This is a genomic window from Pseudomonas sp. 9AZ (genome assembly GCF_902506525.1).
In the GTDB taxonomy this organism is placed as follows: Bacteria; Pseudomonadota; Gammaproteobacteria; order Pseudomonadales; family Pseudomonadaceae; genus Aquipseudomonas; species Aquipseudomonas peli.
Window position 1 is genome coordinate 3,514,438 of record NZ_LR733840.1, and the last position, 25,505, is coordinate 3,539,942.

27 protein-coding genes are annotated in these 25,505 nt (G+C 59.8%); 10 read left to right on the plus strand and 17 right to left on the minus strand.

Annotation, left to right across the window (positions count from 1 at the left end; translation table 11 throughout):
- Positions 1-197: 197 nt before the first annotated feature.
- Complete coding sequence (gene pssA, locus ALTER154_RS16440; protein WP_090256036.1) at positions 198-1,010, minus strand: CDP-diacylglycerol--serine O-phosphatidyltransferase; 813 nt, start codon at positions 1,008-1,010, stop codon at positions 198-200.
- A 156-nt stretch (positions 1,011-1,166) separates the two neighbouring features.
- Positions 1,167-2,183: a ketol-acid reductoisomerase gene (gene ilvC / locus ALTER154_RS16445; RefSeq protein WP_160088600.1), complete on the minus strand. Its 1,017-nt coding sequence runs from the start codon at positions 2,181-2,183 to the stop codon at positions 1,167-1,169.
- Between the two features lie 125 nt (positions 2,184-2,308).
- Between ilvC and ilvY the strand changes: the two genes are divergently transcribed.
- Positions 2,309-3,190: an HTH-type transcriptional activator IlvY gene (gene ilvY, locus ALTER154_RS16450; protein ID WP_160088602.1), complete on the plus strand. Its 882-nt coding sequence runs from the start codon at positions 2,309-2,311 to the stop codon at positions 3,188-3,190.
- A gap of 83 nt (positions 3,191-3,273) precedes the next feature.
- Here ilvY and ilvN read toward each other — a convergent pair whose 3' ends face one another.
- Together ilvN and ALTER154_RS16460 are read right to left on the minus strand one after the other, a co-directional pair.
- Positions 3,274-3,765 (minus strand): acetolactate synthase small subunit, encoded by a 492-nt coding sequence (gene ilvN, locus ALTER154_RS16455; protein ID WP_090256033.1) that lies wholly within the window; start codon positions 3,763-3,765, stop codon positions 3,274-3,276.
- Between the two features lie 2 nt (positions 3,766-3,767).
- Entirely contained in the window at positions 3,768-5,492 is a 1,725-nt protein-coding gene (locus ALTER154_RS16460; RefSeq protein ID WP_160088604.1) for an acetolactate synthase 3 large subunit, read from the minus strand.
- Between the two features lie 407 nt (positions 5,493-5,899).
- On the opposite strand from ALTER154_RS16460, the gene ALTER154_RS16465 reads away from it, so the two are divergent.
- On the plus strand, positions 5,900-6,343 hold the full coding sequence (locus ALTER154_RS16465) for a DUF4124 domain-containing protein (RefSeq protein WP_160088606.1): 444 nt from the start codon (positions 5,900-5,902) through the stop codon (positions 6,341-6,343).
- A 14-nt stretch (positions 6,344-6,357) separates the two neighbouring features.
- Here the strand turns inward: ALTER154_RS16465 and ALTER154_RS16470 are convergent, their stop codons facing one another.
- From ALTER154_RS16470 to mrcB, 3 genes are read right to left on the minus strand one after another with little or no spacing between them, the layout of a single operon-like run.
- Entirely contained in the window at positions 6,358-6,687 is a 330-nt protein-coding gene (locus ALTER154_RS16470) for a YqcC family protein (protein ID WP_160088608.1), read from the minus strand.
- Complete coding sequence (locus ALTER154_RS16475; RefSeq protein WP_160088610.1) at positions 6,687-7,385, minus strand: M48 family metallopeptidase; 699 nt, start codon at positions 7,383-7,385, stop codon at positions 6,687-6,689. The genes ALTER154_RS16470 and ALTER154_RS16475 overlap by 1 nt, the downstream gene beginning before the upstream one ends.
- Positions 7,386-7,401: 16 nt before the next feature.
- Complete coding sequence (gene mrcB, locus ALTER154_RS16480) at positions 7,402-9,720, minus strand: penicillin-binding protein 1B (RefSeq protein ID WP_160088612.1); 2,319 nt, start codon at positions 9,718-9,720, stop codon at positions 7,402-7,404.
- Positions 9,721-9,838: 118 nt separating this feature from the next.
- Between mrcB and ALTER154_RS16485 the strand changes: the two genes are divergently transcribed.
- The 5 genes from ALTER154_RS16485 to ALTER154_RS16505 all read left to right on the plus strand — a co-directional run bounded on the left by ALTER154_RS16485 (position 9,839) and on the right by ALTER154_RS16505 (position 13,800).
- Positions 9,839-11,401, plus strand: coding sequence for a bifunctional aminoglycoside phosphotransferase/ATP-binding protein (locus tag ALTER154_RS16485; RefSeq protein WP_160088614.1), 1,563 nt, complete (start codon positions 9,839-9,841; stop codon positions 11,399-11,401).
- 84 nt (positions 11,402-11,485) lie between these two features.
- Positions 11,486-11,830 (plus strand): pentapeptide repeat-containing protein, encoded by a 345-nt coding sequence (locus tag ALTER154_RS16490; protein ID WP_090256027.1) that lies wholly within the window; start codon positions 11,486-11,488, stop codon positions 11,828-11,830.
- 11 nt (positions 11,831-11,841) lie between these two features.
- Entirely contained in the window at positions 11,842-12,582 is a 741-nt protein-coding gene (locus ALTER154_RS16495) for a class I SAM-dependent methyltransferase (protein WP_256665651.1), read from the plus strand.
- Positions 12,583-12,620: 38 nt separating this feature from the next.
- The gene (locus ALTER154_RS16500; protein WP_090256025.1) at positions 12,621-12,893 is read left to right on the plus strand and encodes a TfoX/Sxy family protein; all 273 of its coding nucleotides are present in this window, start codon (positions 12,621-12,623) and stop codon (positions 12,891-12,893) included.
- 106 nt (positions 12,894-12,999) lie between these two features.
- Entirely contained in the window at positions 13,000-13,800 is an 801-nt protein-coding gene (locus ALTER154_RS16505; protein ID WP_090256024.1) for a cyclic nucleotide-binding domain-containing protein, read from the plus strand.
- A 276-nt stretch (positions 13,801-14,076) separates the two neighbouring features.
- Here ALTER154_RS16505 and ALTER154_RS16510 read toward each other — a convergent pair whose 3' ends face one another.
- Genes ALTER154_RS16510 through ALTER154_RS16550 form a run of 9 tightly spaced genes read right to left on the minus strand, consistent with a single transcriptional unit; the run spans position 14,077 to position 20,985 of the window.
- Entirely contained in the window at positions 14,077-14,484 is a 408-nt protein-coding gene (locus tag ALTER154_RS16510; RefSeq protein WP_160088618.1) for a nuclear transport factor 2 family protein, read from the minus strand.
- 54 nt (positions 14,485-14,538) lie between these two features.
- Positions 14,539-15,420 (minus strand): ChaN family lipoprotein, encoded by an 882-nt coding sequence (locus ALTER154_RS16515; protein ID WP_160088620.1) that lies wholly within the window; start codon positions 15,418-15,420, stop codon positions 14,539-14,541.
- Between the two features lie 10 nt (positions 15,421-15,430).
- On the minus strand, positions 15,431-16,198 hold the full coding sequence (locus tag ALTER154_RS16520) for a heme ABC transporter ATP-binding protein (protein ID WP_160088622.1): 768 nt from the start codon (positions 16,196-16,198) through the stop codon (positions 15,431-15,433).
- Complete coding sequence (locus ALTER154_RS16525; RefSeq protein WP_160088624.1) at positions 16,198-17,235, minus strand: iron ABC transporter permease; 1,038 nt, start codon at positions 17,233-17,235, stop codon at positions 16,198-16,200. Before ALTER154_RS16525 ends, ALTER154_RS16520 begins: the two co-directional genes overlap by 1 nt.
- A complete protein-coding gene (locus tag ALTER154_RS16530) occupies positions 17,232-18,131 on the minus strand; it encodes a hemin ABC transporter substrate-binding protein (protein ID WP_160088626.1) in 900 nt (299 codons plus the stop codon). Before ALTER154_RS16530 ends, ALTER154_RS16525 begins: the two co-directional genes overlap by 4 nt.
- Entirely contained in the window at positions 18,118-18,549 is a 432-nt protein-coding gene (locus tag ALTER154_RS16535) for a biopolymer transporter ExbD (RefSeq protein ID WP_160088628.1), read from the minus strand. Before ALTER154_RS16535 ends, ALTER154_RS16530 begins: the two co-directional genes overlap by 14 nt.
- Positions 18,546-19,187, minus strand: a complete 642-nt coding sequence (locus tag ALTER154_RS16540) for a MotA/TolQ/ExbB proton channel family protein (RefSeq protein ID WP_160088629.1) — start codon at positions 19,185-19,187, stop codon at positions 18,546-18,548. The genes ALTER154_RS16535 and ALTER154_RS16540 overlap by 4 nt, the downstream gene beginning before the upstream one ends.
- A 1-nt stretch (position 19,188) precedes the next feature.
- Positions 19,189-20,259 carry a hemin-degrading factor gene (locus ALTER154_RS16545; protein ID WP_160088630.1) on the minus strand — a complete coding sequence of 357 codons (1,071 nt, stop codon included), beginning with the start codon at positions 20,257-20,259 and terminating at the stop codon, positions 19,189-19,191.
- Positions 20,260-20,280: 21 nt separating this feature from the next.
- On the minus strand, positions 20,281-20,985 hold the full coding sequence (locus ALTER154_RS16550; protein ID WP_160088631.1) for an energy transducer TonB: 705 nt from the start codon (positions 20,983-20,985) through the stop codon (positions 20,281-20,283).
- A 130-nt stretch (positions 20,986-21,115) separates the two neighbouring features.
- On the opposite strand from ALTER154_RS16550, the gene ALTER154_RS16555 reads away from it, so the two are divergent.
- Positions 21,116-23,308, plus strand: coding sequence for a TonB-dependent hemoglobin/transferrin/lactoferrin family receptor (locus ALTER154_RS16555; protein WP_160088632.1), 2,193 nt, complete (start codon positions 21,116-21,118; stop codon positions 23,306-23,308).
- Positions 23,309-23,434: 126 nt separating this feature from the next.
- Complete coding sequence (locus tag ALTER154_RS16560; protein ID WP_160088633.1) at positions 23,435-23,761, plus strand: Rieske (2Fe-2S) protein; 327 nt, start codon at positions 23,435-23,437, stop codon at positions 23,759-23,761.
- Here ALTER154_RS16560 and ALTER154_RS16565 read toward each other — a convergent pair.
- Complete coding sequence (locus ALTER154_RS16565) at positions 23,758-24,648, minus strand: triacylglycerol lipase (protein WP_160088634.1); 891 nt, start codon at positions 24,646-24,648, stop codon at positions 23,758-23,760. The two genes, ALTER154_RS16560 and ALTER154_RS16565, sit on opposite strands and share 4 nt — an antisense overlap.
- Before the next feature lie 121 nt (positions 24,649-24,769).
- Here ALTER154_RS16565 and ALTER154_RS16570 point away from each other — a divergent pair, with 121 nt between their 5' ends.
- The gene (locus ALTER154_RS16570; protein ID WP_256665652.1) at positions 24,770-25,498 is read left to right on the plus strand and encodes a bifunctional 2-polyprenyl-6-hydroxyphenol methylase/3-demethylubiquinol 3-O-methyltransferase UbiG; all 729 of its coding nucleotides are present in this window, start codon (positions 24,770-24,772) and stop codon (positions 25,496-25,498) included.
- Positions 25,499-25,505 lie beyond the last annotated feature (7 nt).

Below are 25,505 nucleotides of genomic sequence, written 5' to 3' on the forward strand. Positions count from 1 at the left end.
TTAAGGAGCTACTTACGCCTGAAGAGGTGCGCATTATAGGGACTGGCAAACGAAGGTCAATGATTATTGCGCTTTTGTTTCTATACCCATGAAATCAAAGGCTGCAGCCACGCAAACCAACTGCGCGCCGCCTGCAGAAACGACAAAGCCGCTGAAGCTTACGCTTCAACGGCTTTGTCGAAACCACTGCGCTGTAACTACGCGCTATTGCCGCGACGTAGGCGCAGCAAGTACTGAATAGGCCCCGAGGCCGCGTAAGCCAGGAATATGATCAGCAGGATCCGAGGCGGATCACTGAACACCACCGCAAATACCAGCACCACCGCCAGAATAGCCACAAACGGCACACGCCCTTTCAGGTCGAGATCCTTAAAGCTGTTGTACTTGATATTGCTGACCATCAGCATGCCGGCAGCAGCCACTAGGATTGCAACCACAAAAGCCATATTGGAGCCTTTGATACCGAAATCACTGAAGGCCCACACTGTACCCGCCACCACACCCGCAGCAGCCGGACTGGCCAAGCCGATAAAATAACGTTTGTCGACGCTGCCAATCTGCGTATTGAAGCGCGCCAACCGCAGCGCAGCACCGGCTACATAGATGAAGGCAACCATCCAGCCGACCTTACCCATACTGCCGAGCGCCCACTCAAACGCGAGCAAGGCAGGCGCCACACCAAAGGCGACCATATCGGACAGCGAATCGTACTCGGCACCAAAAGCGCTCTGGGTATTGGTCAGGCGCGCAACACGCCCATCCAGACCATCCAGCACCATGGCAACAAACACTGCGGCGGCAGCCACATAGAAGTTGCCGTTCATAGCATTAATGATGGCGTAGAAGCCGGCAAACAGATTGGCCGTGGTAAACAGGTTGGGTAGCAGATAAATACCGCGATGACGGACTTTGCGCCCTTCGGCGTCATGGCCTTCTTCTATATGCTCATCGATTGGCAGCAAACTTTCGGCGTCGGCGGGAGACTGCGGCTCATCTGGACGTTCATTCATGAACAATACCTTGCAACGGATTTGGAGAATTTCGACAGACGCTGACGATCAGGGTTCACGCCAGCACCCATGCAACACTCAGGCTTTATACCAGAAGCCTTGCCGCACCATGAAAAAACGCGGCCTTGGCCGCGTTTTTTCTTACGTCACAAAACCTTAGTTCTTGGCTTTATCGACGATTTTGTTGGCACCAATCCACGGCATCATGGAGCGCAGTTGCTCACCGATGATTTCGATACCGTGTGCAGCGTTGTTACGACGCTTGGCGGTCATCGAAGGGTAGCCAGTTGCGCCTTCGCTGATGAACATCTTGGCGTATTCGCCGTCCTGGATGCGCTTCAGAGCATTGCGCATGGCCTGACGCGATTCAGCGTTGATCACTTCCGGACCGGTCACGTACTCGCCGTACTCGGCGTTGTTGGAGATCGAGTAGTTCATGTTGGCGATACCGCCTTCGTACATGAGGTCAACGATCAGCTTCAGTTCGTGCAGGCACTCGAAGTAAGCCATTTCCGGCGCGTAGCCCGCTTCAACCAGGGTTTCAAAACCGGCCTTAACCAGTTCAACGGTACCGCCACAAAGAACGGCTTGTTCGCCGAACAGATCGGTTTCAGTTTCGTCTTTGAAGGTGGTTTCGATGATGCCGGTACGGCCGCCACCCACGCCAGCAGCGTAGGACAGAGCAACATTCTTGGCATTGCCGGAAGCGTCCTGATAGATAGCGATCAGATCAGGGATACCGCCGCCCTTGACGAACTCGGAACGTACGGTGTGGCCCGGAGCCTTCGGCGCGATCATGATCACGTCGAGGTCAGCACGCGGCACAACCTGGTTGTAGTGAATCGCGAAACCGTGGGAGAAGGCCAGTGTGGCGCCTTTCTTGATGTTCGGCTCGATTTCATTCTTGTACAGCGAGGATTGGAACTCATCCGGGGTCAGGATCATGACCAGATCGGCAGCAGCTACAGCAGAAGCAACGTCAGTCACTTTCAGGCCATGGGCTTCAGCCTTGGCAACAGTGGCCGAGCCTTTGCGCAGGCCAACAGTCACGTCAACGCCGGAATCTTTCAGGTTGCATGCTTGAGCGTGGCCCTGGGAACCGTAACCAATGATGGCAACTTTCTTACCCTGGATGATCGAGAGGTCACAATCTTTGTCGTAATAAACTTTCATGTTCTTGGCTCTTTTAATCGAAAAGGGATGGGGTGCATGCACCGCGACGAAGACACCTTAAGTGATCCGCCCCATTGCGTAAAATGATATATTTGCAACACAACATGCCGATATTTGAAACGATCATGGATAGTCACGCACTCAGACTCTTTCTCTCCCTGGCCGACAACCTGCACTTCGGCAAAACCAGCCGCGAGCAACACGTCAGCCCTTCTGCACTCAGCCGCAGCATCAAGCAACTCGAGGACGAACTGGGCGCGCCACTTTTTCTGCGAGACAACCGCTCAGTCCGCCTGACCCGCGAGGGGCAACAGTTCCGCGAGTATGCGAGTGAGGTCATGAACGGCTGGCAAGCTATCCGCCAGACCTTTAAGCAGGACCAGTTGATCCTGCACGGTGAGCTCTCCCTATATTGCTCGGTAACCGCTAGCTACAGCTTTCTCTATGACATCTTGAGCAGCTTTCGCCAGGACTACCCACGCATTGAAATGAAGCTGCACACTGGCGACCCGGCCAAGGCCGTAGAACGTGTGCAAGAAGGACTGGAAGACCTGGCCATCGGCGCCCGCCCAGACAGTTTGCCCACTGGCGTCGCGTTTCAATCCATTGCTCGTTCCGCACTGTGCTTTATCGGCCCGCTGTCACCCCAGCTGTTAACCGAGGAACAACTGAAGCGCCCCGGCACGGACACTTGGAAAGACGTGCCGATGATTCTCTCAGAAGAAGGCCTTGCCAGGACCCGCACTGATCGATGGTTAAAAAACCACAATATCAAACCGCGCATTTACGCCCAGGTGAGCGGCAACGAAGCCATCGTCAGCATGGTCAGCCTGGGTTTTGGCATTGGTGTGGTTCCGCAAATCGTCCTCGACAACAGCCCGCTGACCGCACGCATCCGCATCTACGATATTCAACCACCGCTAACCGCCTACGACATCGGCCTGTTCGCGCTGGAGAAGCGCCTTAAAGATCCGCTCATTAACGCTTTCTGGAATCGCCAACGCTAAGTTCCGACTACGTGCCACCCCAGAAACGCAAAAAGCCCTCAGGGATCTCGCTGAGGGCTTTTCGTTTTATCAGTGCAACGCAATCAGATGCTCAACACCTTGTCGCCACGGGCAATGCCGGTAACGCCACTGCGCACGGTTTCCAGAATCGACGCAGTTCCGATGGCCTGGATAAAGCTGTCCAGCTTGTCGCTCGTGCCGGCCAGCTGAATGGTGTACACACTGCTGGTCACATCGACGATCTGCCCGCGGAAAATGTCAGTGGTACGCTTCACTTCAGCGCGCTGAGCACCAGTGGCCTTGACCTTTACCAGCATCAGCTCGCGCTCGACGTGAGCGCTTTCCGACAGGTCGACCAACTTGACCACTTCAACCAGTTTGTTGAGGTTCTTGGTGATCTGCTCAATCACTTCATCATGACCCACAGTGGTCAACGTCAGACGCGACAGGGTCGGGTCTTCAGTTGGCGCCACAGTCAGGCTTTCGATGTTGTAGTTGCGTTGCGAGAACAGACCGACCACGCGGGACAATGCGCCGGGCTCGTTTTCCAGCAGCAGGGAAATAATGTGTCGCATGATTAGGTACGCTCCGTCTTGCTCAGCCACATATCGCGCATTGCACCGTCTTTGATCTGCATCGGATAGACGTGCTCACTGGTATCAACCTGAATGTCGAGGAACACCAGGCGATCTTTCATCGCGAAGGCTTCCTCCATCATCGGTTTTAGATCCTTGAGATCAGTGATGCGCATGCCGACATGGCCATAAGCCTCGGCCAGCTTGACGAAGTCTGGCAACGATTCCATGTAGGAATGCGAGTGGCGGCTACCGTAGTTCATGTCCTGCCACTGGCGCACCATACCCAGCGCGCCGTTGTTCAGGTTGACGATCTTCACCGGCAAACCGTACTGCAGGCAGGTCGACAGCTCCTGGATGTTCATCTGGATGCTGCCTTCACCGGTTACGCAGGCGACTTCGTCATCCGGGAAGCTCAACTTGACACCCATAGCTGCAGGGAAACCAAAGCCCATGGTGCCCAGGCCGCCGGAGTTGATCCAACGGTTCGGTTTGTTGAAGCGGTAGTACTGGGCAGCAAACATCTGGTGCTGACCAACGTCGGAGGTCACAAACGCGTCGCCACCGGTGACTTCGGACAGCGTCTCGATCACGGTCTGCGGCTTGATGATGCTGCCGTCGCCCTTGTCGTAAGGGAACATGATGCGACCGCCACGCCACTCTTCGATCTGCTTCCACCAGCTTGCCAGGGCGTCCTTGTTCAGCTGCTCGCCGATCTCTTTAAGGATCGCGACCATCTCGGTCATCACGCTATCAACCGGACCGACGATTGGGATATCGGCCTTGATGGTCTTGGAGATGGAGGCCGGATCGATATCAACGTGGATAATCTTGGCATTCGGGCAGAACTTGCTCGCGCCGTTGATCACGCGGTCATCGAAGCGTGCGCCAACCGCCAGAATCACATCGGCGTGGTGCATTGCCAGGTTGGCGGTGTAGCTGCCGTGCATACCGAGCATGCCGAGGAACTGGCGATCAGTCCCTGGATAACCGCCCAAGCCCATCAGGGTGTTGGTGACTGGCAGGTTGAGCATCTGCGCCAGCTCGGTCAGCGGCGCTGCAGCACCGCCCATGATCACACCACCACCGGAGTAGATGACTGGACGCTTAGCAGTCAGCAGCAGTTCAGCGGCCTTACGGATCTGCCCGGAATGACCGCGCAGAGCCGGACTGTAGGAGCGCAGCTTGACCTTCTTCGGATAGACGTACTCAAACTTCTCAGCCGGGTTGGTCATGTCCTTCGGGATATCCACGACCACCGGACCAGGACGACCGGATTGCGCCAGATAGAAGGCCTTCTTCAAGACTTCTGGGATCTCCGAAGCGTGCTTGATCATAAAGCTGTGCTTCACGATCGGCCGGGAGATACCGATCATGTCGGTTTCCTGGAAGGCATCAGTACCGACCATGGTGCTTGGCACCTGACCGGACAAAACCACCATCGGAATGGAGTCCATATAGGCAGTGGCAATACCAGTAATGGCATTGGTTGCACCAGGACCCGAGGTTACCAGCACCACACCGGCTTTACCGGTGGCGCGGGCATAGCCGTCAGCCATATGAGTAGCCGCTTGCTCGTGACGAACCAGGATGTGTTGCACTTCCGGTTCTTTGAACAGGGCATCGTAGATGTGTAGAAGAGCACCGCCTGGGTACCCATAGATGTTCTTAACGCCTTCGTCACGCAAAAAGCGGACGACCATTTCAGCGCCGGATAAAAGCTCCACGTTGTTCACCTCTAAAACGCCAGAAAACCGCCCAACAAGGAGGACGGCCTAAGATAGGTTTACTGCCAGCAGAGCATGAGCGACGGTGGTCGCCGACTACGTCAGCTACAACTGAGCAAGTATTGGGAACTCCCCAAAGTGTTGCGGGGTTTTCCCACCCAGCGCGAGGTAACGCGTTGCGGGTGTAACAGGTCGGCGCGGGTGTGCGCCTCATGTCTACTGAGCTAAAGCCTGCTTGCGGCGGACTCCACTACAGCGAGCGTGGAATTGTTGGGATTCGGCGCGACCAAGTCAAGTAATCCGTGATTGAATCTGCAATCTTCTGCTGTGACGCAGCGCAGGATGACGATTCAGACAATTTGGTTATAGTAGTCAGCAGGCACCGCAGCTCAACATAAGGAAACCGCATGCGCCGCATGATGATCACCAGCAGCTTGCTGCTCGCCATGAGCGCCACCGCCATGGCCAGCCAGGTTTATAAGTGGGTCGATGCCCAAGGCGTGACGCACTTCAGCGCACAGCCGCCACAAGGCCAAGACGCCACCAGCGTCAACACTGCAGCACCACCGCCAAAGCCTGCTGTTGCGGAAGAAAAGAAAGCAGCACCTACCTTCGAGAGTATCGCCGACCCCGAGCAGGCAGCAATCGATGAAAAGGTCAAACAGGATATTGCGGCCAAAGAAGTAGAGCGCAAGAAGTACTGCGCAGATGTGCGCACCAACCTTTCGCAGCTGGAAAACAATCCACGCATACGTATGGAGGTAGAGGGTGAGGTGCGTCGCCTAAGCGAAGAAGAGCGCCAAAGCCGTATCAGCGAAGCACAGAAGGCGATCGCCGAAAACTGCAAGTAAGTCGCTGGCGCGACTCAGGTCGCGCCAGCAATCAACTGATCGAACTCACCCAGCAGCTTGATCAGTTCTCTGGCCTTTTTGGCCTGGCCACCAAACACCTGCTCGGCCATCGGCTGAATTCCGGAAACACGGGGCAATGCGGCCCCCGCCTCCACCATTTGCTTCATTCTCGGTAAGAATATCCACTGCAGCCACTGCTCGAACGCAAGCGTGTCGACACAAAATGGCTCCTGACTGGACAACGCCTGCGCGCTGGGCGCCTGCGCGTCCCACCAACCCTGCACGCGCAACTCTCGCTCAATGAGCAACAGCTGCTCCGCTACCGCAAGCACACGCGCATCCATTAGAGATTAACTCGCGCCTGCTCACGGGCCTGCGCAGCACCGGCAGCATCGCCTTGACGCTCGCGCGCTTGAGCAATTAGGTTCCACAGGCTGGCCTGCAACGCCGGACGGCCGCTGGCATAGCTAAGGCCGCGCCGAGCGAATTGCTCGGCCTGCGCCGCATCACCTTGAGCCAAGCGCACCTCGGCGAGCTTGTAGAGCACCTGCGGCTCACGTGGCGCAATGCGCTGAGCGCGCTCCAGGCTGGAAGCGGCACCGTTCAGATCGCCACCGCCCTGCTGTTGCTGGGCAGTCGTCAACAAGGCCAGAACCGGCCCGTCAAGCTGCTCATCCATGGCCAAACCACCACTTGGAATGCCACTGGGCGCAGGAGCGACATAGCCACCTTGAGTCGTAGCAGGCGCCGAAGCACTCCAAGGCTGCGATGTTGTGCCGGTGTCCAACGGTGCATTGGTCGCCGGGAACGACTGAATCGGCGCAGAACTCCCACCACCACCTGGCACCATCACGACCACGCCGGAGTCTTCCGGCAGGGCCTGAGGCTGTGTAACTGGGGCGCCATAGCTGCCAGGCGTACCTGACTGCGCGCCGGCGACCGCAGTTCCACCTTCAACTACCGGAATCGAGCCACGCGGCACACTGCTGCAACCCGCCAGTACCAGCGAAACCGTTACAGCTGGAATCAACCACTTATTCACGTCACACCCTCTTCGCTTAATCCAACCAGCCGCGTACCCAATCCATCACTTCATTGACCGGTGCCTGAATACCACAGGCCGGCCCGGCGACAGGCTGGCTGCCGCGAATATACGGCATCTGTACTGCATTCGGACAACTCGGGTCCGTACCTTGGCCGCTGCTCGCATCCACCCAGGCCAGCACCACGTTGTCCGGCACAGGCATATCCAGCGGCAACGGATCGGCCTGACGCATAAAGTCCGTCCACACCTGCAGCGCACCGGTAGCACCGGTCAGCGGTGTCGGGCCATTGTCATCACGCCCCAACCAAACCACGGCCAGGACATCCTGGCTGAAGCCGGCGAACCAACTGTCACGGGAGTCGTTACTGGTGCCGGTCTTACCGGCGAGTGCCAACGAACGCGGCAGTTGGCTGTAGACCGAGCGCCCAGTACCTTCTGACATCGTGCGTTGCATGGCGTTCTGCAGCAGATAAATGGCACCGCTGTCGAAGCGCTGCTGAATCTGATACGGGTAGCGCTTGAGGGGTTCCCCCTCCGCCGTCAACACCGCACGAATACCGCGCAACGGCGTATTGAAGCCGCCATTAGCCAAGGTCTGGTACATGCTCGCCACGCTCATCGGGCTCAACCCACCAGCGCCCAGCAGCATCGACGGATAGGCCGGCCATTCCTGCTCGACACCTAAACGGCTCAGCGTCTTCAGCACTTCCGGCACGCCGATTTCCAGCCCCAGCTTTGCGGTTGACAGGTTGTAGGAGTTAACCAAGCCCTGGTACAGGTAAATGGTGCCATGGGCCTTACGGTCATAGTTTTGTGGGCGCCACACCTGACCGTCCTGGCCCTTGATCGAGAACGGCTGATCTTCAAGCAAACTGGTCAGAGTGTATTGGCTCGGCCGCTCCAGCGCGGTCAGGTAGATGGCTGGCTTGATCAGCGAGCCAATTGGCCGCACCGCATCCAGAGCACGGTTGAAACCGGCAAAGCGTGGCTGACGGCTACCAATAATGGCCTGCACCTCACCGCTTTCTGGGCTGGTCACCACCATGCCCGCTTCCACCTGATCAACCCCTTTGCGCCCAGACAAGCGCTTCAGCGTGCCGGCCAACGCACTTTCGGCTTTCAGCTGCATGATCGGATCGAAGCTGGTGAAAATGCGCAGACCTTCTTCAGTGAGATCCTGCTCCTGGTAATCCTCGCGCAACTGGCGTTTGACCAGGTCAAGGAAGGCTGGGAACGAGCTGTCTGCCAAGCTACCGCGCCGCGTGATACCCAACGGTTTCTGCTTCGCGGCATCCACTTCTTCAACACTGGCGACACCCTGTGCGGCCAGTACATCAAGCACCAGATTGCGCCGTTCCAGCGCCCGCTCCGGGTTGCGCCGCGGGTTGTAGTAGGTTGGCCCTTTGACCATACCGACCAGCAGTGCGACTTGATCAAGTTTCAACTCGGAGAGAGGCTGACTAAAGAAGTATTGGCTGGCCAAGCCAAAACCGTGCACTGCACGCTGGCCATCTTGACCAAGGAAAACCTCGTTGAGGTAAGCCTCAAGGATATCCTTCTTGTCGTAATGCAACTCCAGCAACACCGCCATCATGGCTTCGGTAGCCTTGCGGACCAGAGTGCGCTCGTTGGTCAGGTAGAAGTTCTTTACCAACTGCTGAGTCAGGGTACTGCCCCCCTGACGCAGCTGACCGGCAGTGGCGTTGATCCATACGGCGCGGGCAATGCCTTTGGGCGACACGCCGAAATGATTGAAGAACTCACGGTCTTCAATCGCCACAAGGGTTTCCACCAAATAAGGTGGCACCTGCTCCAGCTTGATCAGCACGCGGTCTTCCTGGTGCGCCGGATACAGCCCGCCAATCAGCAACGGTTCAAGCCGGGCTACTGCCAGGTTACCGCCGCCGGCCTGAGTCAGGCCCGCGACATAGTCGCCGGAGAAGCGCACGCGCACGCGCTGCGAAGGCTCAGTGCTCTCATAAAATTGAAAGCCGCGTGAATGCAGCTCGATATTGTTGCCCGCCACCGACACACCGCCGGGGCCAGCCACCGCGCTTTCACGGCGATAGCCCAAGGCATCCAGCTCCTTGAGGAAGTCATCCTTGGCCAGTTTCTGCCCAACGAACAACTCCAGCGGCCTGGCATAGACCTTGGCGGGCACAGTCCAGCGCTTGCCGGAGAACTTCTCCTGCACCACAGCATCGAGATAAACCGCAAACACGGCAAGCACCACCAAACCAACCAGACCGAGCTTGATAGCCCAGCCCAACCAGGGGCGCATACCGCCGGAACGGCGTTTAGAACGGGGACGAGAAGATCGGGTACGAGTCATGGCGCGGCATTATACGCACTTTGCCCACTTGCCAGCAGGCCAGCTCAGCGGTTTGCAGACTGGCGTTGAGCGGCCATAATGGCCGCCTCTTATATCAGCACAACGCCAAGGATCGCCCGTGAGCCAAGCTCTGATCACCGCACTGCAGAACCCGGCCCTCTACCCTCATCCTGTAGAGCAGTTCCAGGTCATCGAAACCCATATTTCCTGGGTGGTGCTCACCGGCCCCTTTGCCTACAAGCTCAAGAAACCGGTGAATTTCGGCTTTCTCGACTTCACCGAGCTGAGCGCACGCGAACACTTCTGCAAGGAAGAGCTGCGCCTCAACCAACGCCTAACCCAGGGTCTTTACCTGGAAGTACTGCCGATCAGCGGCAGCGTCGATGCACCGCAATTTGGCAGCGACGGTCCTGTTATCGAATACGCGCTGAAAATGCGTCAATTCCCACAAAGCCAGCTACTCAGTGAGGTGCAGGCGCGTGGTGAACTGAGCGAAGCGCATATCGATGCCCTGGCCAAACAGATTGCCGACTTCCACGGTTCGACCCCAGCCGTCGCAGCCAGCCATACGCTATGTACCCCTGAAGCAATCGTCGCTCCCATGCGGCAGAACTTCGAACAGATCCGTCCAATGCTCAGCGACGCAGCCGACCTGCAGCAATTGGAAGCTCTTGAAGCCTGGACCGAAGCTAACTGCGCGCGCCTTGAACCGCTGCTGGCCGCACGCGCGGCCAATGGCTCGATTCGCGAATGCCACGGCGACATCCATCTGGGTAATGCCACGCTGCTGGACGATCAGGTGGTGCTGTTCGACTGCATTGAATTCAACGAACCGTTCCGTCTGATCGACATCGCCTCGGACGCCGCTTTCCTCGCGATGGACTTGGAAGACCGGGGCCTCAAGGCCCATGCCTGGCGCTTCGTCAATGCCTGGCTGGAGCACACCGGTGATTACGCCGCTCTGGAGCTGCTGAATTTCTACAAAGCCTATCGCGCCCTGGTACGCGCCAAGGTTGCGTTGTTTAGCCTGGCCCATCAGACCGATGCTGTGCAAAAGGCCGTGACCCTGCGCCAGTACCGCAACTACGCCAACCTGGCAGAAAGCTACAGCGCCATCCCGTCAAGCTTCCTGGCCATTACCCACGGTGTTTCCGCTGTCGGCAAAAGCCATGTGGCCATGCGTCTGGTTGAGGCGCTCGGCGCTGTTCGCCTGCGTTCGGATGTGGAACGCAAACGCCTGTTCGGTGAACAGAAAGATACCGACCTCGGCAAGCTCAGCGCCGGCATCTATACCCAAGACGCCAGTGCCGCTACCTACCAACGCCTGCACCAGCTCGCCGAAGCCACATTGCGCGCTGGTTTTCCGGTCGTGATCGACGCCACTTACCTGAAGCACGCACAGCGCGATGCGGCGGGCCAGGTCGCAGAGAACTGCGGCGCGCCTTTTCTTATTTTGGAATGCCACGCCCCAGATGAAGTAATTGCCAGTTGGCTGGAGCAACGCAACGCCGCCGGCAACGACCCGTCCGACGCCACCATGGACGTTGTCAAGGCCCAACACGCCAGCCGCGAAGCACTGAGTGAGCAGGAGCTGCTGCACAGCAAGCGCGTCGACACCCACGAAAGCGCCAGCCTGGATACCCTGATCGCACGTATTCGCCAGCGCTTGCCGGGCGTTTAATCAGTTCAGGGAAACGCATCCGCGGCGCGAGCAGAGCGCGCCGCGACTTCTATACTGAGGATAACCCTCATATGGAGATGCCCCATGAGTCAGCCCAGACAACTGGATAACCCGTTGTATGCCCTGATCCACAATGAAAAAATCTCAGCCTTCAATGCTCAGAAGCCCAAGGATGTCATAGTCGACCTGAGCGACGGTGACTTTCGCGGGCTTGACCTGCGCGCCCTTGACGCACAGGGCATCAACTTCACCAACGCTTACTTCCGCGGCGCCGATTTACGCGGCCTGGACCTGCGCGACGCTCAACTGCAAGGTGCCAGCCTGGCCCACGCGCAGATTTCTGGCGCTTACTTCCCAGTCGAACTGACAGCTGACGAGATTCTGATGTCGGTTAATTTCGGCACCCGCCTGCGCTATAACACCCGGTGAGCGGCAACGACGTGAGCCAACTGTTCGGTGCCCGAGCAGATGCTTACGCCAGTTTTCGCCCGCACTATCCAGCCAGTCTGTTTTCCTGGCTGGCCGCGCAATGCGCCTCACACCAACGGGCACTGGACATTGCGTGCGGCAGCGGGCAGGCCAGTCGCCCACTGCGGCAGCATTTCAAGCAGGTGCTGGCCAGTGATGCCAGCCTTAAACAAGTGGTAGCCGGCAAGAATTACGCGGGGGTGCAACGGTTCGTCGCCGAAGCGCATGCGCAACCGCTGCCTAATCACAGCCTGGACCTGATCGTGGTAGCGCAGGCACTGCACTGGTTCGCCACTCCAGCGTTCTTCAGCGAAGTGCGTCGCCTGCTCAAGCCTGGCGGCGTGTTCTGTGCCTGGTGTTACAGCCTGATGCGCATTGACGATGAGTTGGACGCACTGATCGACGATCTTTACTGGAATACCCTCGGCGGCTATTGGCCTGCAGGCCGCGCCAGTGTCGATGTCGGCTACAGCGATATCGACAATCCCTTTACCCCATGCACTCCGCCGGCCTCGGCGATCGAAAGCAGCTGGACGTTGGAACACCTGCTGGACTACCTGCGTACCTGGTCGGCGGTTCAGCGCTATGAGCAGGAAAATGCTACGGATCCGGTGTCCCAATTACTGCCCGAACTGCAGCAAATCTGGGGTGATGCCAAACAGCCACGCTTTGTCCGCTGGCCGCTACACTTTCTGGCAGGTACGCCAAACTGACTCCACCGCACAACGGCTCAACAGCGCAAGGAGGCTTGATGAACGATGAACTGCAACATTTGAAGAACCTCGGCAAAACCTCAGCTCAGTGGTTACACGCAGTCGGTATCCACAGCGCGAATGACCTGCGGCGGCTAGGGGCCGTCAGCGCCTACCGGGCCGTTCGCGCAAGGGGTTTCAGGGCATCTAAAGTGCTGTTGTATGCGATTGAAGGCGCACTGCTGGATGTGCACTGGAACGAACTGCCACCTGGGCATAAAGCCGAACTCAATGGCCAGCTCAATGAAAGTTCACCCCACAACAAGAGCTAGCTCACAACCTCTCAGGCTTTTGATTTACCTGAAGCGCGCTGGCAACTATTGTTTTAGGGACGTTCGTGCGGTTTAGTATGCCCAGCCAGTTCAAGGATATTCGCTCATGTATTTACTCGGGGAGCAACCGGCCTACGCCGATCAGCTGATCAACCGACTACAAAGCATCCCCACTCAATTGCTCGATGGGCTTGCACCTGCTGGATCGCCACTACAGCTTGAACGCGCAGAAGACTTGGCCAAGATGCTGCCGGGCAATCAGTTATTCATCATTGAAAATGGCCTGTTGCATGCCGTTGTCGATGAGCGTCCGCTGTTTTATCTGCAGGAAGGCGACCTGGTAGGCTTGCGCCAAGGCTTGGACATGCCCAGCTGCCGCTACAGCAGTGAAGAACAGCTGAGTCTGATTCCCTATTCACGCAGCGACGTGTTCAAACACATCTATGCCAGCGAACAACGCCAGGAACTGTTTATCCAGTACCTGATCGGCCACACTGCCCTGTTGTCCGATGCCCTCGCACGTTTGAAACAGCCTGAAATTCGCCCGTCCACCGGCTTCCAGCACTTTGCGGCAGGTGAAGAGCTGATCCATCAGGGCGACGTCGCCGACAACGTCTTTATCATCATCGAAGGCCATGCCGAGGCGTACGTCGACGGGCACAAGGTCGGTGACGTGCAGAAGGATGAAATCTTCGGCGCCATGGCGGTGTTCACCCGCGAGAAGCGCAGCGCCACGGTGCTGGCCAGCGAGCCCTGCACCGTGATGGTCATTCCCAAAGAGCAGTTCCTCAGCCTGATGCAAAGCAACCCGCGGATTGCCCACAGCCTGATCGAAAGCATGGCCAAGCGTATCGACCTGCTGAACAAGGAAGTCACGCAGCTGCGCCTACCGGCCGAAGTGTCCTGAAACCCGCTTGCAGCCTAAACAACCCGACCTCGTGTCGGGTTGTTTGTTTATGGGCGGAGTAGGTAGTAGGCATGCAGATAAAAAAGTTTGTTTGAAGGCATTGACTTGAAAATGAGAATTGTTATTATTATCGCAACTGGTCGCGAGATCAGCCGATAAGCTTAAGAGACCTTCAGTCGGCCTCTTCAGATTATCTCCTCATCAGGCTAATCACGGTTATTGACCCGGCTCTTGCCGGGTCTTTTTTTGCCTATCGAAAAGTACGCTTACCAGCCTTTAGAAATCGACCTGCGCCAACCACTCAGGCAGATTGAAATGCTGGCTTACGCGGCAGATCTTGCCGTCGCGAATCTCGAAGAAACTCGCCGCCGTCAGCTGATAGCTCTGCCCACAGGCGTCTGGCAGGCCATCATCGGTGCTCAGGTATTCGCCGCTCAGGGTGAATTCGCAGGCGGCGCGCTGCCCGCTCGGCTCGGTGAGTATCTGCAGGTTATCGATGCTTTCGCGGTAGCAGCGTTGGGTGCGCTCCAGGTAATCGGCAAAGGCTTGTACGCCCTGCTCGCGCGGGCCCTGGTTGATGTCCAGCAACACATCGTCGCTGAGCAGGGCCAGGCAGGCGCGGCTGTCGCGCTCGTTGAGGGCGTTGAAGTAGCGGGTAAGCAGGGCGTGGGCAGCGGCTGGCATCAGCAGTCTCCGGTGAAAACCGCAGACTACCTGCTCAGCCGCAGGCAAATCGGGCTAGGGTCGCAGTTTTGCGCAGTGGTCCTGCTCAGGTTGCGCTGGCGTGTACCAGACGTAATCGGCCGACTCAGCGTCAACCTGGCTGCCGACCTCTGCCAAAATCAGCACCTGCACACCTTCGGCTGCACCTAAATCCTGCAGATGCAGCGGCACACCCAACTCACGGCGCACATGGAAGGCGCCAGCAAACAGCAGACTTGGCGCCGGCGCAGCCAGCAGGGCTTCGGCCATACGCCGGTCACGCTGTTGCTGCACGGCGAGCATGGCGGGCAACTGACTTTCCGGCAGCAGGTTGCAGTGCGACTGGCGAATCTGTTCAAACAGCGCCTCATGCACTGGCTGCGCTGTAGAAGCCTGGCCTTGCAGCTGCGGCACCTGAGCGTAAATTTGCATGACTTCGCGGCGCTCAAGGTTGGCTGCCAGCAACGGATAAGGCTGACGCAGCGCATGCTGCACCAGCGGCCCATACAGCGACCAAGCCCAGCCTGGCTGCCAGTTCAAAGCACCCAAGATGTCCTGCGGCGCCTGCCCTGCCGCGATAGCAGCGCGCACATGACCAACCTTGACCTGCTGATCCGGCGTCAGCATTTCCAGCAGCAGACTGCCTTGCGGCCGCTGCGCTGCCAGTGCCCGCAACAGCCAGAGCTGCAGCGCATGGTGATCGGGATTGTCATGCCGCTCGCCGACCAGCACTTTGGGTGCCGCGGCCAAGCGCGTCAGCAGTTGCTCAGGCGTCAGCCGCGCGCCAGTACGCAGCTCAACAATCTGCCCAAGCTCAGGATGTTGTAATCCTTCCGGGCTTTGCCAGGCGGGTAAAGCCGGTAACGAGGCCTGACAGGCACTCAACAGCGCGGCAGCCAGCAATAACGCAATACGCATAAACAAGACCTTAACGAGCAACAATTAAAGGATGACCCCGTTCTGGATGCCGCTGCACCAGCACTTCAAGACCGAATACGGCTTGAAGCGGTTCGGCACGCAGCACGTCCTCAGGGCTACCGAGCGCATGAGGGCGGCCACGTTCCAACAGCAACAAGCGATCGCAGTAACGCGCGGCCAGATTGAGATCGTGAAGAATCACCAGCACCGCTGCGCCCTGTTCAACAAAGGCGCGGGTGGCCTGCAGCGTGGTGTGCTGATGCAGTGGATCGAGCATCGAGGTAGGTTCATCGAGCAGCAGCATCTGCCCTTCCCCACCGGGCCAGAGCTGCGCCAGCACACGCGCCAGGTGCACACGTTGGCGCTCGCCGCCGGATAACGCCAGGTAGCTACGCCCGGCCAGGTGCAAGGCATCAGCAGCTTCTAGCGCCTGCTTGATGATCTGCGCATCACGCACACGTCCACTGGCGTGGGGTAAACGGCCCATGCCGACCACTTCTTCCACGCGAAAGGCAAAATTCAGCGTGGAGGTCTGCGGCAACACCGCCAAGCGTTGCGCTCGCTCGCTACCGGGCCAGTCCTGCAGCCGCCGCTGGTCGAGCCATACATCGCCGTGGCTCGGCTGCAGCTCGCCACACAACGCACCGAGCAAGGTGCTCTTGCCGGCGCCATTGGGCCCCAGCACGCCGAGCACTTCACCCGGACGCAGTTCCAGGTTGATATCCGCCAACACCGTGCACGGGCCGCGCTGTACCGCCAGATTTTCCGCGCGCAGCATCAGGTACGCCCTCGCAGCAACAAGTAAAGGAAGAACGGCGCGCCAATCAACGCCGTGACAATGCCGATCGGCAGTTCAGCCGGCGCCAGCACCAGTCGTGCAGCCAAATCTGCCAGCAGCAGCAGGCTGGCCCCCGCCAACGCTGACGCAGGCAACAGCACGCGATGATCCGGCCCCACCAGCAGACGCACCAGATGCGGCACCACCAGGCCGATAAAGCCAATCATCCCCGCCGCCGCCACCGCTGCACCGACGCCCAGGGCGGTGCAGAACACCAGTTCGGCCTTAATCCGCTCAACAGCAAAGCCCAGATGGCGCGCTTCGGACTCGCCCAACAGCAAAGCATTCAGCGCCTTGGCCCGTCGTGGCAGCCACAGCGCCACGGCGGCCGTGACCAACAGCAACGGCCACAGACGCTCGTAGCTGGCGCCATTCAGGCTGCCCAGGTTCCAGAACGTCAGGGTGCGCAAGGTGGCGTCATCGGCCAGGTAGGTGAACAGGCCGATGGCCGCGCCGGCCAATGCGGTTAGCGCAATGCCGGCCAGCAGCATGGTCGCCACATTGGTTTCGCCGTCACGCCGGCCCAGACGATAGACCAGCGCCGTCACTCCAAGGCCGCCGATAAAGGCGAACAACGACAACAGATAAGGTGCAAAGGCTTCCGGCAAACCGCCAAGGGCAGCGCCGCCGACAATCGCAATCGACGCGCCGAGCGCCGCGCCGCTGGATACGCCGATCAACCCAGGATCGGCCAGCGGGTTACGAAACAGCCCTTGCATCGCCACCCCGCACAGCGCCAGCACCGCGCCGACCAGCAGCCCGAGCAGGGTGCGCGGCAGACGAATCTGCCCGAGGATCAATTCGGCCTGAGCCAGATCATTACCCGGTTGCGCCAAACCCAGCAGGCGCAACGCCGCCTTGAGGGTGTCGAGCAGCGGCAGACTGACTGGCCCCAGCGCCAGGGATAACCAAAGCGCGAACGCCAGCAACAGGCTCAGTGCGATAAACAGTGAGCGCGGACGAATAACAGGATTCATGGCGTGGGCTTAGCTTCGGCGACCAGAGGTTGACTGGCAGGATAAAAGGCTGCGGACAAGGCCGCCAGCCCATCTGGCAAACGCGGTCCAAGACCACCGACCAGCAGCGTCGGGTCGAGCATCAACAAGCGCTGATTACGTGCCGCCCGGGTCGCCGCCAGCGCCGGGTTCTGCTGCAGCACTGCCTCACGCGCGGCGTCACCGGACAGGCTGCGGTCGGCGATGATCACCACCTCGGGATCAAGCGCCAGCAGGGCTTCGGTGGACAGCGCCTTGAAACCGCTGTGGCTGGCCAGGTTGCGCCCACCGGCACGCTCGATCAGCCAATCGGCCGAAGTGTCCTTGCCGCCCGCCATCGGGCTACCGCCGGCATGGCCGAGCAACAGCAGCACACCCGGCGCTGCTTGCCTACGCTGCGCTGTTACCAGCCAGTCGGCCTGCTGCTGCAAGCGCAGCTGATAGGCCGCAAAGGCCTGATCAGCACGCTGCGGCTCACCTAACAGAGTGCCGATGCGCTGCAGGCTGGTCTGCAAACTGCTCAGATCCGCCTTGGACGAGAGCATTTCCACCAACACCCCGGCGCCGCGCAACTGCGCCAGCACCGGCGGCGGGCCCATCTCTTCACTGCCAATGAGCATATCCGGGCGCAGCGTCAGCATGCCCTCGGCCGCCAGCTGGCGCTGATAACCGATGCTCGGCAGTGCGCGCAGCGATTCTGGATGCTGACTGGTGCTGTCCACCCCGACCAAACGGCTTTCGCCACCCAACGCCACCACCCACTCGCTGAGCGAGCCGCCGGAACTGATCCAGCGTTGCGGCAACGGCTCGGCGGCCATCGCCGAGGCACAGGACAACAGGCTCGCGCCCAGGGCGAACAAAGTATTAAGGCGTTTCATGGTTGGCCTCTAGAAGAATGCGACTGTCCTGAATGCCCTGCTGCTGCAACAAGGCCATCAGATCGAGAAATGCCGACAGCGGCGCCTGACGATCCAGCGCCAGGTCCAGACCTACCGTGTTGTCGGCGACAAAGGCTGCAGTCAGTTCAGTGCGCAGCCTGTTGAAATCCGCCTGCTGCACGCCGTTAAAGCGCCAAGCACCTTCGGCTGAGAGCTGTATTTGCATGCGTTCGCCGTTGCCGGCACTCGCCGTGGGCAGCGCCTCGCGGCTCTGCGGTAACTGCAAAGGCAGCTCCAGCAGTGGCGTTTGCGCGGTCAGCAGAAAGAACACCAGCACGATAAAAATCACATCGAGCAGCGGTGTCAGATCGGGCAACAGATTGCCCTGAGAATTGCTGGCAGCCGGCAGACGGATCACGACAACACCCACTGCGCAGCTGGCTGGTTACGCGGCAGTTCTAGCTCCAGACCATCCAATGCCAGCTGACAGCGATTGAGCAACGCCTGCACGCCCTCCAGATAACGCTCGGCCCACAAGGCAAAGCCTTGTCCTGCCGCCAGCGCCGGTATGGCGATCAGCAAGCCCCACACCGTGGTGTACAGCGCCTGCCACAATCCATCGGCGAGCAGCGCAGGGGTGACCGGGCTGTTCTGCCCGGCGATATTGGCAAACATCTCAAGCATGCCCAGCACTGTGCCGAGCAGCCCGAGCATGGGCGCCAGCATGCCGATCAGCTGCAGCAAGCGCAGTTGTCGATTGAGGCGCTGACGCTCTTCCAGCAACCAGCAACCGAGCAGCTCCTCGCGCTGCACCGCCGGCAAGGCGCTGTGTTTGAGCAACAACGCCAGGCCATAGCGCCAACCACGCGCGCGACCTTTGCAGTGCTCACGTTCACAGGTGCGGCAGGCGCTGACAGCCGCACGCCCGGCGGCAGTGCTCAGCGGCTGCAAACGCAGAAATACGCTAAGGCGCTCCAGAATCAGTGCGAGCGCCAGTAGCGAACATAGCGCCAGCGGCCAGCCCAGCGGCCCCATCGCACTCCACCACTGGCTCATCTCAGCACTCCAGCGCTGGCGCGCTTTCGGCCAGGGCGCGCCAATCTTCGCGCTCCGGGACGCCCGGCTTGCGCGCGCCAAACAGCTGCACCACCAACTCGCCATTGGCGTCGAAGGCTTCCCAGCTGGTAATCACGCCATCGGTGCTGGGCTTGCGTACCCGCCACAGCTCGGTCACGCCAGTGGTCTGCAAGTGCAGATTGAACTCGGGATCGAGCACGTTGAACCAGGTGTCCATCCAACGCAGGTTGCGCACCGGACCGGAGTGAATCTGGATGCAGTGGCGATTACCGACAAACACCATGATCGGCACTTCACGCGCACCGGCTTGCTCCAACAGTTTGGGCAGCTCGCGCACATCCAGCGGCTCGGCCCACTCACTTCCGGCCAGACGTAGGGCCTGGGTGCGTGTAGTGCCGTGCTTTTTCAGCAGGGCGAAGAAGTGGTGAGTGTCCTTGAGGGTCGACCAACCCACGCGCAGAGCATTCGCGTCTACCTGGGCATCAGCTTGCGCGGGCTGCACCTGGGGCAGAGGCATCAGTTCCAGCTCGGCACTCTGCTCAGCCATGCGGAAACGCTCCACCAGTGGCGTCCAGGCACTTAGCTGGCTGTCTTCGGTGAGAAACACCTTGTGCACCGCAATGCCCTGGCGGTCGAACACCTGAATGCTGCGCTGGGTGCCTTTGCCGGTTTGCTCCTCGATAGCAAATACGCTGGCCCAGCCGCCGAGGAACAGGCGCAGGTCGATATCAGCCGACACCACTAAGCCCATCTGACCATTACCGGTGACCGTCACTTCACGGTAATGACCCTTGCGTTCATGCACGCAATGCTCGTTGCGGGTCAGCGCCATCACATAGCCCAGCTCGCCCAGTGCCGGCAGTAATTGCGCCCAGTCCGGCTGCAAGCGCACAGCATCGACATCGAGGCGGCTGGCCGCCAGTTCGGCCTCGCTGACGGCCAGACGCTCGGCGGCATCGCGAGCGCGCAGGCGTGGCTGCTCGCTGCGCAGCACCTGCCAGGCCAGATACAGATCATTACTGGGCGCGACGGATTGGGCGTGTGTACTCATGGAAAACTCCTCACTGATTAATCAACGGCTCGCCGTCAAGGCGAACTGAATAGGGATCTGTACACGGCTAGGCACAGCCTGACCGCCGGTGGTTTCGGGGCGAAAACGCCACTTAGCAACCGCCTCCAGGGCGGCGCGATCGAGGCTGTCCACACCCGAAGATCGCAGCACATTCAGGCTGCGTTGCTGGCCGCGCTCATCCAGACGCACCTCGACCAGCACCACACCCTGCTGATTACGCCGCCGCGCCTGGGACGGGTAATTCGGCTGACGGGGCGGCTCGCGGAAACTCGGTTTGCGGCTAAGCACTTCAGCAACCGGCTTTGTGGCAACCGGCTTGGCTGGCGCGGCTTGAGCCGCTGCACGCACCGCAGCCGACTGACGGGTTGACTCGGTTGGCTGCGCTTGCACCGGCTGGTTTTGAGTTGGCTGTGCCGCTACCGCTGGCGTTGCCTTGGCCACTGGCGCCTGCACGACAGGCTTAGGTGCCGGAGACTTTCTAGGCACGACTGCCTGGCGTTGCGGTTGCGGTTGCGGTTGCGGTTGCTCAGGCAGCTTGGCCGGCGCCGGCTCGGCCTGTTGCAGCACGGCAGCCAGGCGTAATACCTGGGGCGCTTCGCGGGTTTGCGCCGCACTCAACGCAGGCGGTTGCGCCTCGCCATGCAGCAGCCAACCGGCGACATGCAGCGCCAGCGACAGCAGCAGAAACAGCGACAAACGCAGCATGCAAAAGCCCAATCAAATCGAATTAGATCTATTTGATAATTATTTGCATTCGCATGTCAATGTCGTTTAGGTTTGCCGCCGATGCCAACCCGGTGGTCACAGAAACCACCCGTACGATCCTGGAGTCTCCATGCACAGAAACCCTCCATTTGCCCGCCGCCCCTGGCTTGCCCTGCTGCTACTCAGCCCATCGCTGGCCCTTGGCGCCGAGAAAGCGCCGAACCAGTTCGATACCGTGACCGTCACGGCCACCCGTACCGAGCAGACCCTCGACCAGGTACCGAGCACAGTGTCGGTACAAACCGAACGGCAGATCGACCAGCAGAACATCAAGAACATCAAGGACCTGGTGCGCTACGAGCCCGGCGTGTCCGTCGGTGGCAGCGGTGATCGTTTCGGCCTGTCGGGATTTACCATCCGAGGCATTGGCGGCAACCGCGTACTGACCCAGGTCGATGGCATCGGTATGCCGGACGCATTCTCCTTTGGCGGTTTCCTCAGCGCCAAGCGCGATTACGTCGACCTCGACACCGTCAAGCAGGTGGAAATCATCCGCGGCCCTGCCAGTTCGCTGTATGGCAGCGATGCGATTGGCGGCGCCGTGAGCTTCCTGACCAAGGATGCCGGCGACTACCTGGACGAAGGCGATGACGCTTACGCCCGCCTGAAAACCGGTTATGACGGCAGCGATGACAGCTGGCAGCGCAGCGCCACCTTTGCCGCACGCCTGGGCCAGGTCGACGGCCTGCTGCACCTGGGTCGACGCAGCGGCCAGGCCACGGACACCCACAGCGGCCAGGGTGGTATCGGCGCAACCCGCGAGCAGGCCAATCCGCTGGATTACCGTACCGACAATCTGCTGAGCAAATTCGGCTGGGATTACAGCGACAGCGGCCGCCTGCAGCTGACCTATGAGCGGCACCAGGACGACACCGACACCCAGGTACTGAGCAACTACAGCAACACGGCCACCATCCGTACTCAGGATGCTGAAGACCGCGTCGACCGTGAGCGCTATTCCCTCGCCCATACCCAGCAACTCGACACCCTGCTGGTGGATCAGATCCACAGCCAGCTCAGCTACCAGGACAGCCAGACGCGTCAGCAAACGTTCGAGGACCGCGTGGTCGGCGGGCAGCCACGCTACCGCACACGAGATTCGTACTACGAAGAAAAACTCTGGGCGTTCAATACCAAGCTGGACAAGGCCTTCAGCATCGGCAGCACAGAACATGCGCTGGTCTATGGTCTGGATATCAAACACCTGAAGAACGCGGACCTGCGCGAAGGCGGCGAGACCGTACTGGCCACCGGCGTCACCACGCCTGTTCTACCCACCAGCGACTTCCCCGATCCGACCACCAAGGAATACGCCCTGTTTGCTCAGGACAGCATCAGCATCGGCCGTTGGACCCTGCTACCGGGCCTGCGCTACGACCACTATGAGATGAGCCCACACGTCACCAATAAGTACCTCAACAGCCAGGCCACCGAGCGCAACCCAAGCGACTTCAAGGATTCGGCGCTGTCGCCCAAGTTTGGCGTGACCTACCAGCTCGACGACGTCCACAGCGTCTACGGTCAGTACGCTGCAGGCTTCCGCGCGCCACAGGCAATCGAGATCTTCGGCGAGTTCGCCAACCCCGGCATGTACCGCACCCTGGCCAATACCAACCTGAAGGCGGAAACCAGCGACAGCTTCGAACTGGGCCTGCGCGGTCAGTACGCCATCGGCAGCTTTGGCGCGGCGCTCTTCTACAACCAGTACGACGACTTTATTGAGCAGGTCAGCCGGCCCTCCAGCGTGCCGGGTTTCCCCTTCGGCGAGTTCCAGTACGTCAATCGTGATCGCGTAACCATTCGCGGTGCAGAAGCCAAAGGTGAGCTGTTCCTCGATCAACTGGGTCTGCCGGCTGGCTGGAAAGCCCGTGGCAGCGTGGCGTATGCCCGTGGCAAGGATGAAGGCACAGGCCAACCGATCAACAGCGTCGACCCGCTCAAGGGGGTGTTCGGCCTGGGCTACAGCGAGCCAAGCGGCACGTTTGGTGGCGAACTGAGCTGGACCCTGGTGGCGGCGAAAACCCGCGTCGACATGACCCAAACCGCTAACCATGCGCAGACCTCGGGTTATGGCGTACTCGACCTCAATGGCTGGTGGCAAATGACTGATGCCTTCGCCGTGAATGCCGGCCTGTTCAACCTGACCGACAAAGAGTACTGGCAGTGGGGTGATGTGCGCGGCCTGACTGAAAACAGCCCAAGCCTTGGCCGCTTCAGCCAGCCGGGCCGCCACGCGGCCGTCAATCTGGTCTGGGAAATCTGACCCAGCAACACGTCTACCTCGCGAGCAACTAGTCGCGAAACAGAGTTCCACTTGGCGCAAGGATGCGCCCTCCACTTTCACTTCCACGCCAGGGCGGCATAATGCCGGCCTGTCGGGGAGGTTCCTATGTTGCGTTTATGTGCACCGGATGAAGTGGCCGAAGGCCAGAGCCGGGGCTTTGAGATAGCGGGAGAGAAGCTGTTTGCTGTGCGCAAGGACGGCCAGCTGTATGCCTATCGCAATCGCTGTCCGCACCGTGGCATCCCACTGGAATGGCTGCCCGACCAGTTTCTCGATCACAGCGCCAGCCTGATCCAATGCGCCACCCACGGCGCACTGTTTCTCATCGAATCCGGCGAATGCGTCGCCGGCCCCTGCGCCGGGCAATCGCTGCAAGAGCTTGCCATCCGCGAAGACGATCAGGGCATCTGGGTCGAGCTAAACGAACTCTAGAGTCCGGCAGCCGCCAAACGCTGTGCGTGCTCGACAAACAGCTTTACCGGCTCGGCGCCTTTGCCGACCAGGCCGAAGGTCTGATTGATGATGTCGAAGTGATCCATCGGGTACTGATCACCAATCACCGTGCCCAGGTGTGAGCTGTAGCGCCCAACCATGCCATCGCATTGCCCCGGCTCGCGCTGAAAGGTTTTGGCAAACATCCGGCAGGCGACATTCGGTCCGTCGAAGCGGTTGCCGCCTTTATCGGTAATACCCGGCTGAATGGTGCCGGACCAGGAGTAGTAGCGCACGCCGTTAACCTCGGCAGCGCCCTCACCGCCCCAGACTTCGGGCAAGCCCTGCGGATACTGCACATTAAAGGCTGCCACGCCGTCGCTGGTCAGCGACTGCTGCGCCGCTGCCACATCCATCGGCAGTGGCTCGCCTTTATAACCGCGCTCCAGCCAGGCCATGCAACGGGCCACGCCACGTAGCAGACGCGCCAACAAACGCTCGCGCCAGCTGCCGTGCGGGGCTTTGCGTTTGAGAAAGTCCGCCAGCTCCGAGCCATGGTTGGGCCCGGCCACCGAAGTGACGGACGCTACCCACTCGGGCTTTAGCGCGGCCGCATAGCGCGCCGTCAGGGCGCCCTGGCTGTGACCGATCAGATGGACCTTTTCTGCGCCGGTCTGCTGCAACACATCGGCGATGCGCAGCAGCAGTTGCTCGCCGCGCACCTCGGTGGAATGCACCGACGACACCAGCACCGGGAAGACTGTTGCACCGATGCGGCGCAGCGCCGTGACGATGCCGTACCAATAGGGATAACCGAGCAGGCTGATAAAGCCGAGTAAACCTGGCACCAGGACCAGGGGATAACGGGGTGCAGAAGATGTCGACATTGCAAACCATCCTTGTGTCATACCGCCGAGAAAGAAAGTACTGAACCACGAAGCATGCCAATACAGCGCGTGGGAATAGTGGGCCACCTGGCCTATAGTCCTGGCTTCTCTTTGCGCTGCCATGACCATGCATACCATCGAACGGATTTACCCGAAGGATCTCAATCCGCTGAACCCGGACGACCAGGCCAGCCTGCAGATTCATATGCAGCGCTATGAGTTCGCAGCCCTGCACCTCAGCGGCCAGCGCGTGCTGGATATGGCCTGTGGCTGCGGCTATGGCACGGCCCTGCTGGCCGAGCGCAACCCGGACAAACAGGTTACCGGCGTGGACATCGACCCGGCGGCCATTGCCTACGCCCGCGAGCATTACCACCTGCCCAACCTGCGTTATGAATGTGCCGATGCCGAACAGTTCAGCAGCGAGCAGGGCTTTGATTGCATCGTCAGCCTGGAAACCATCGAGCACCTGCCGCGTCCGCAGGTGCTGCTGGCCAACTATGCGCGCTTATTGGCCGGAGGCGGCAAGGTCATCGCCTCGGTGCCGATCACCCCGACCCTCGACGGTAACCCGCACCACCTGCATGACTTCAGCAAACGCAGCTTTTATGTGCTGTTCCGCCAGCAAGGGCTGCATGCCCGGCAGCACTTGGAACAGATTCAGTGGTGGCAGTTCAAAGGTTTATTCTCGAAACAGGCCGATCAACAGAAACAGCACCGCAGCGAAGGGGTCGGCAATGCGGTGCTGCTGTATTACCGCAAACGCCCGTTGTACCTGATCAGCCGGCTGTATTCGATGCTGCGCTACGGCTTTAGCAACCGTTATCTGACGTGCGTGTTTACGCGCTGACTGTCAC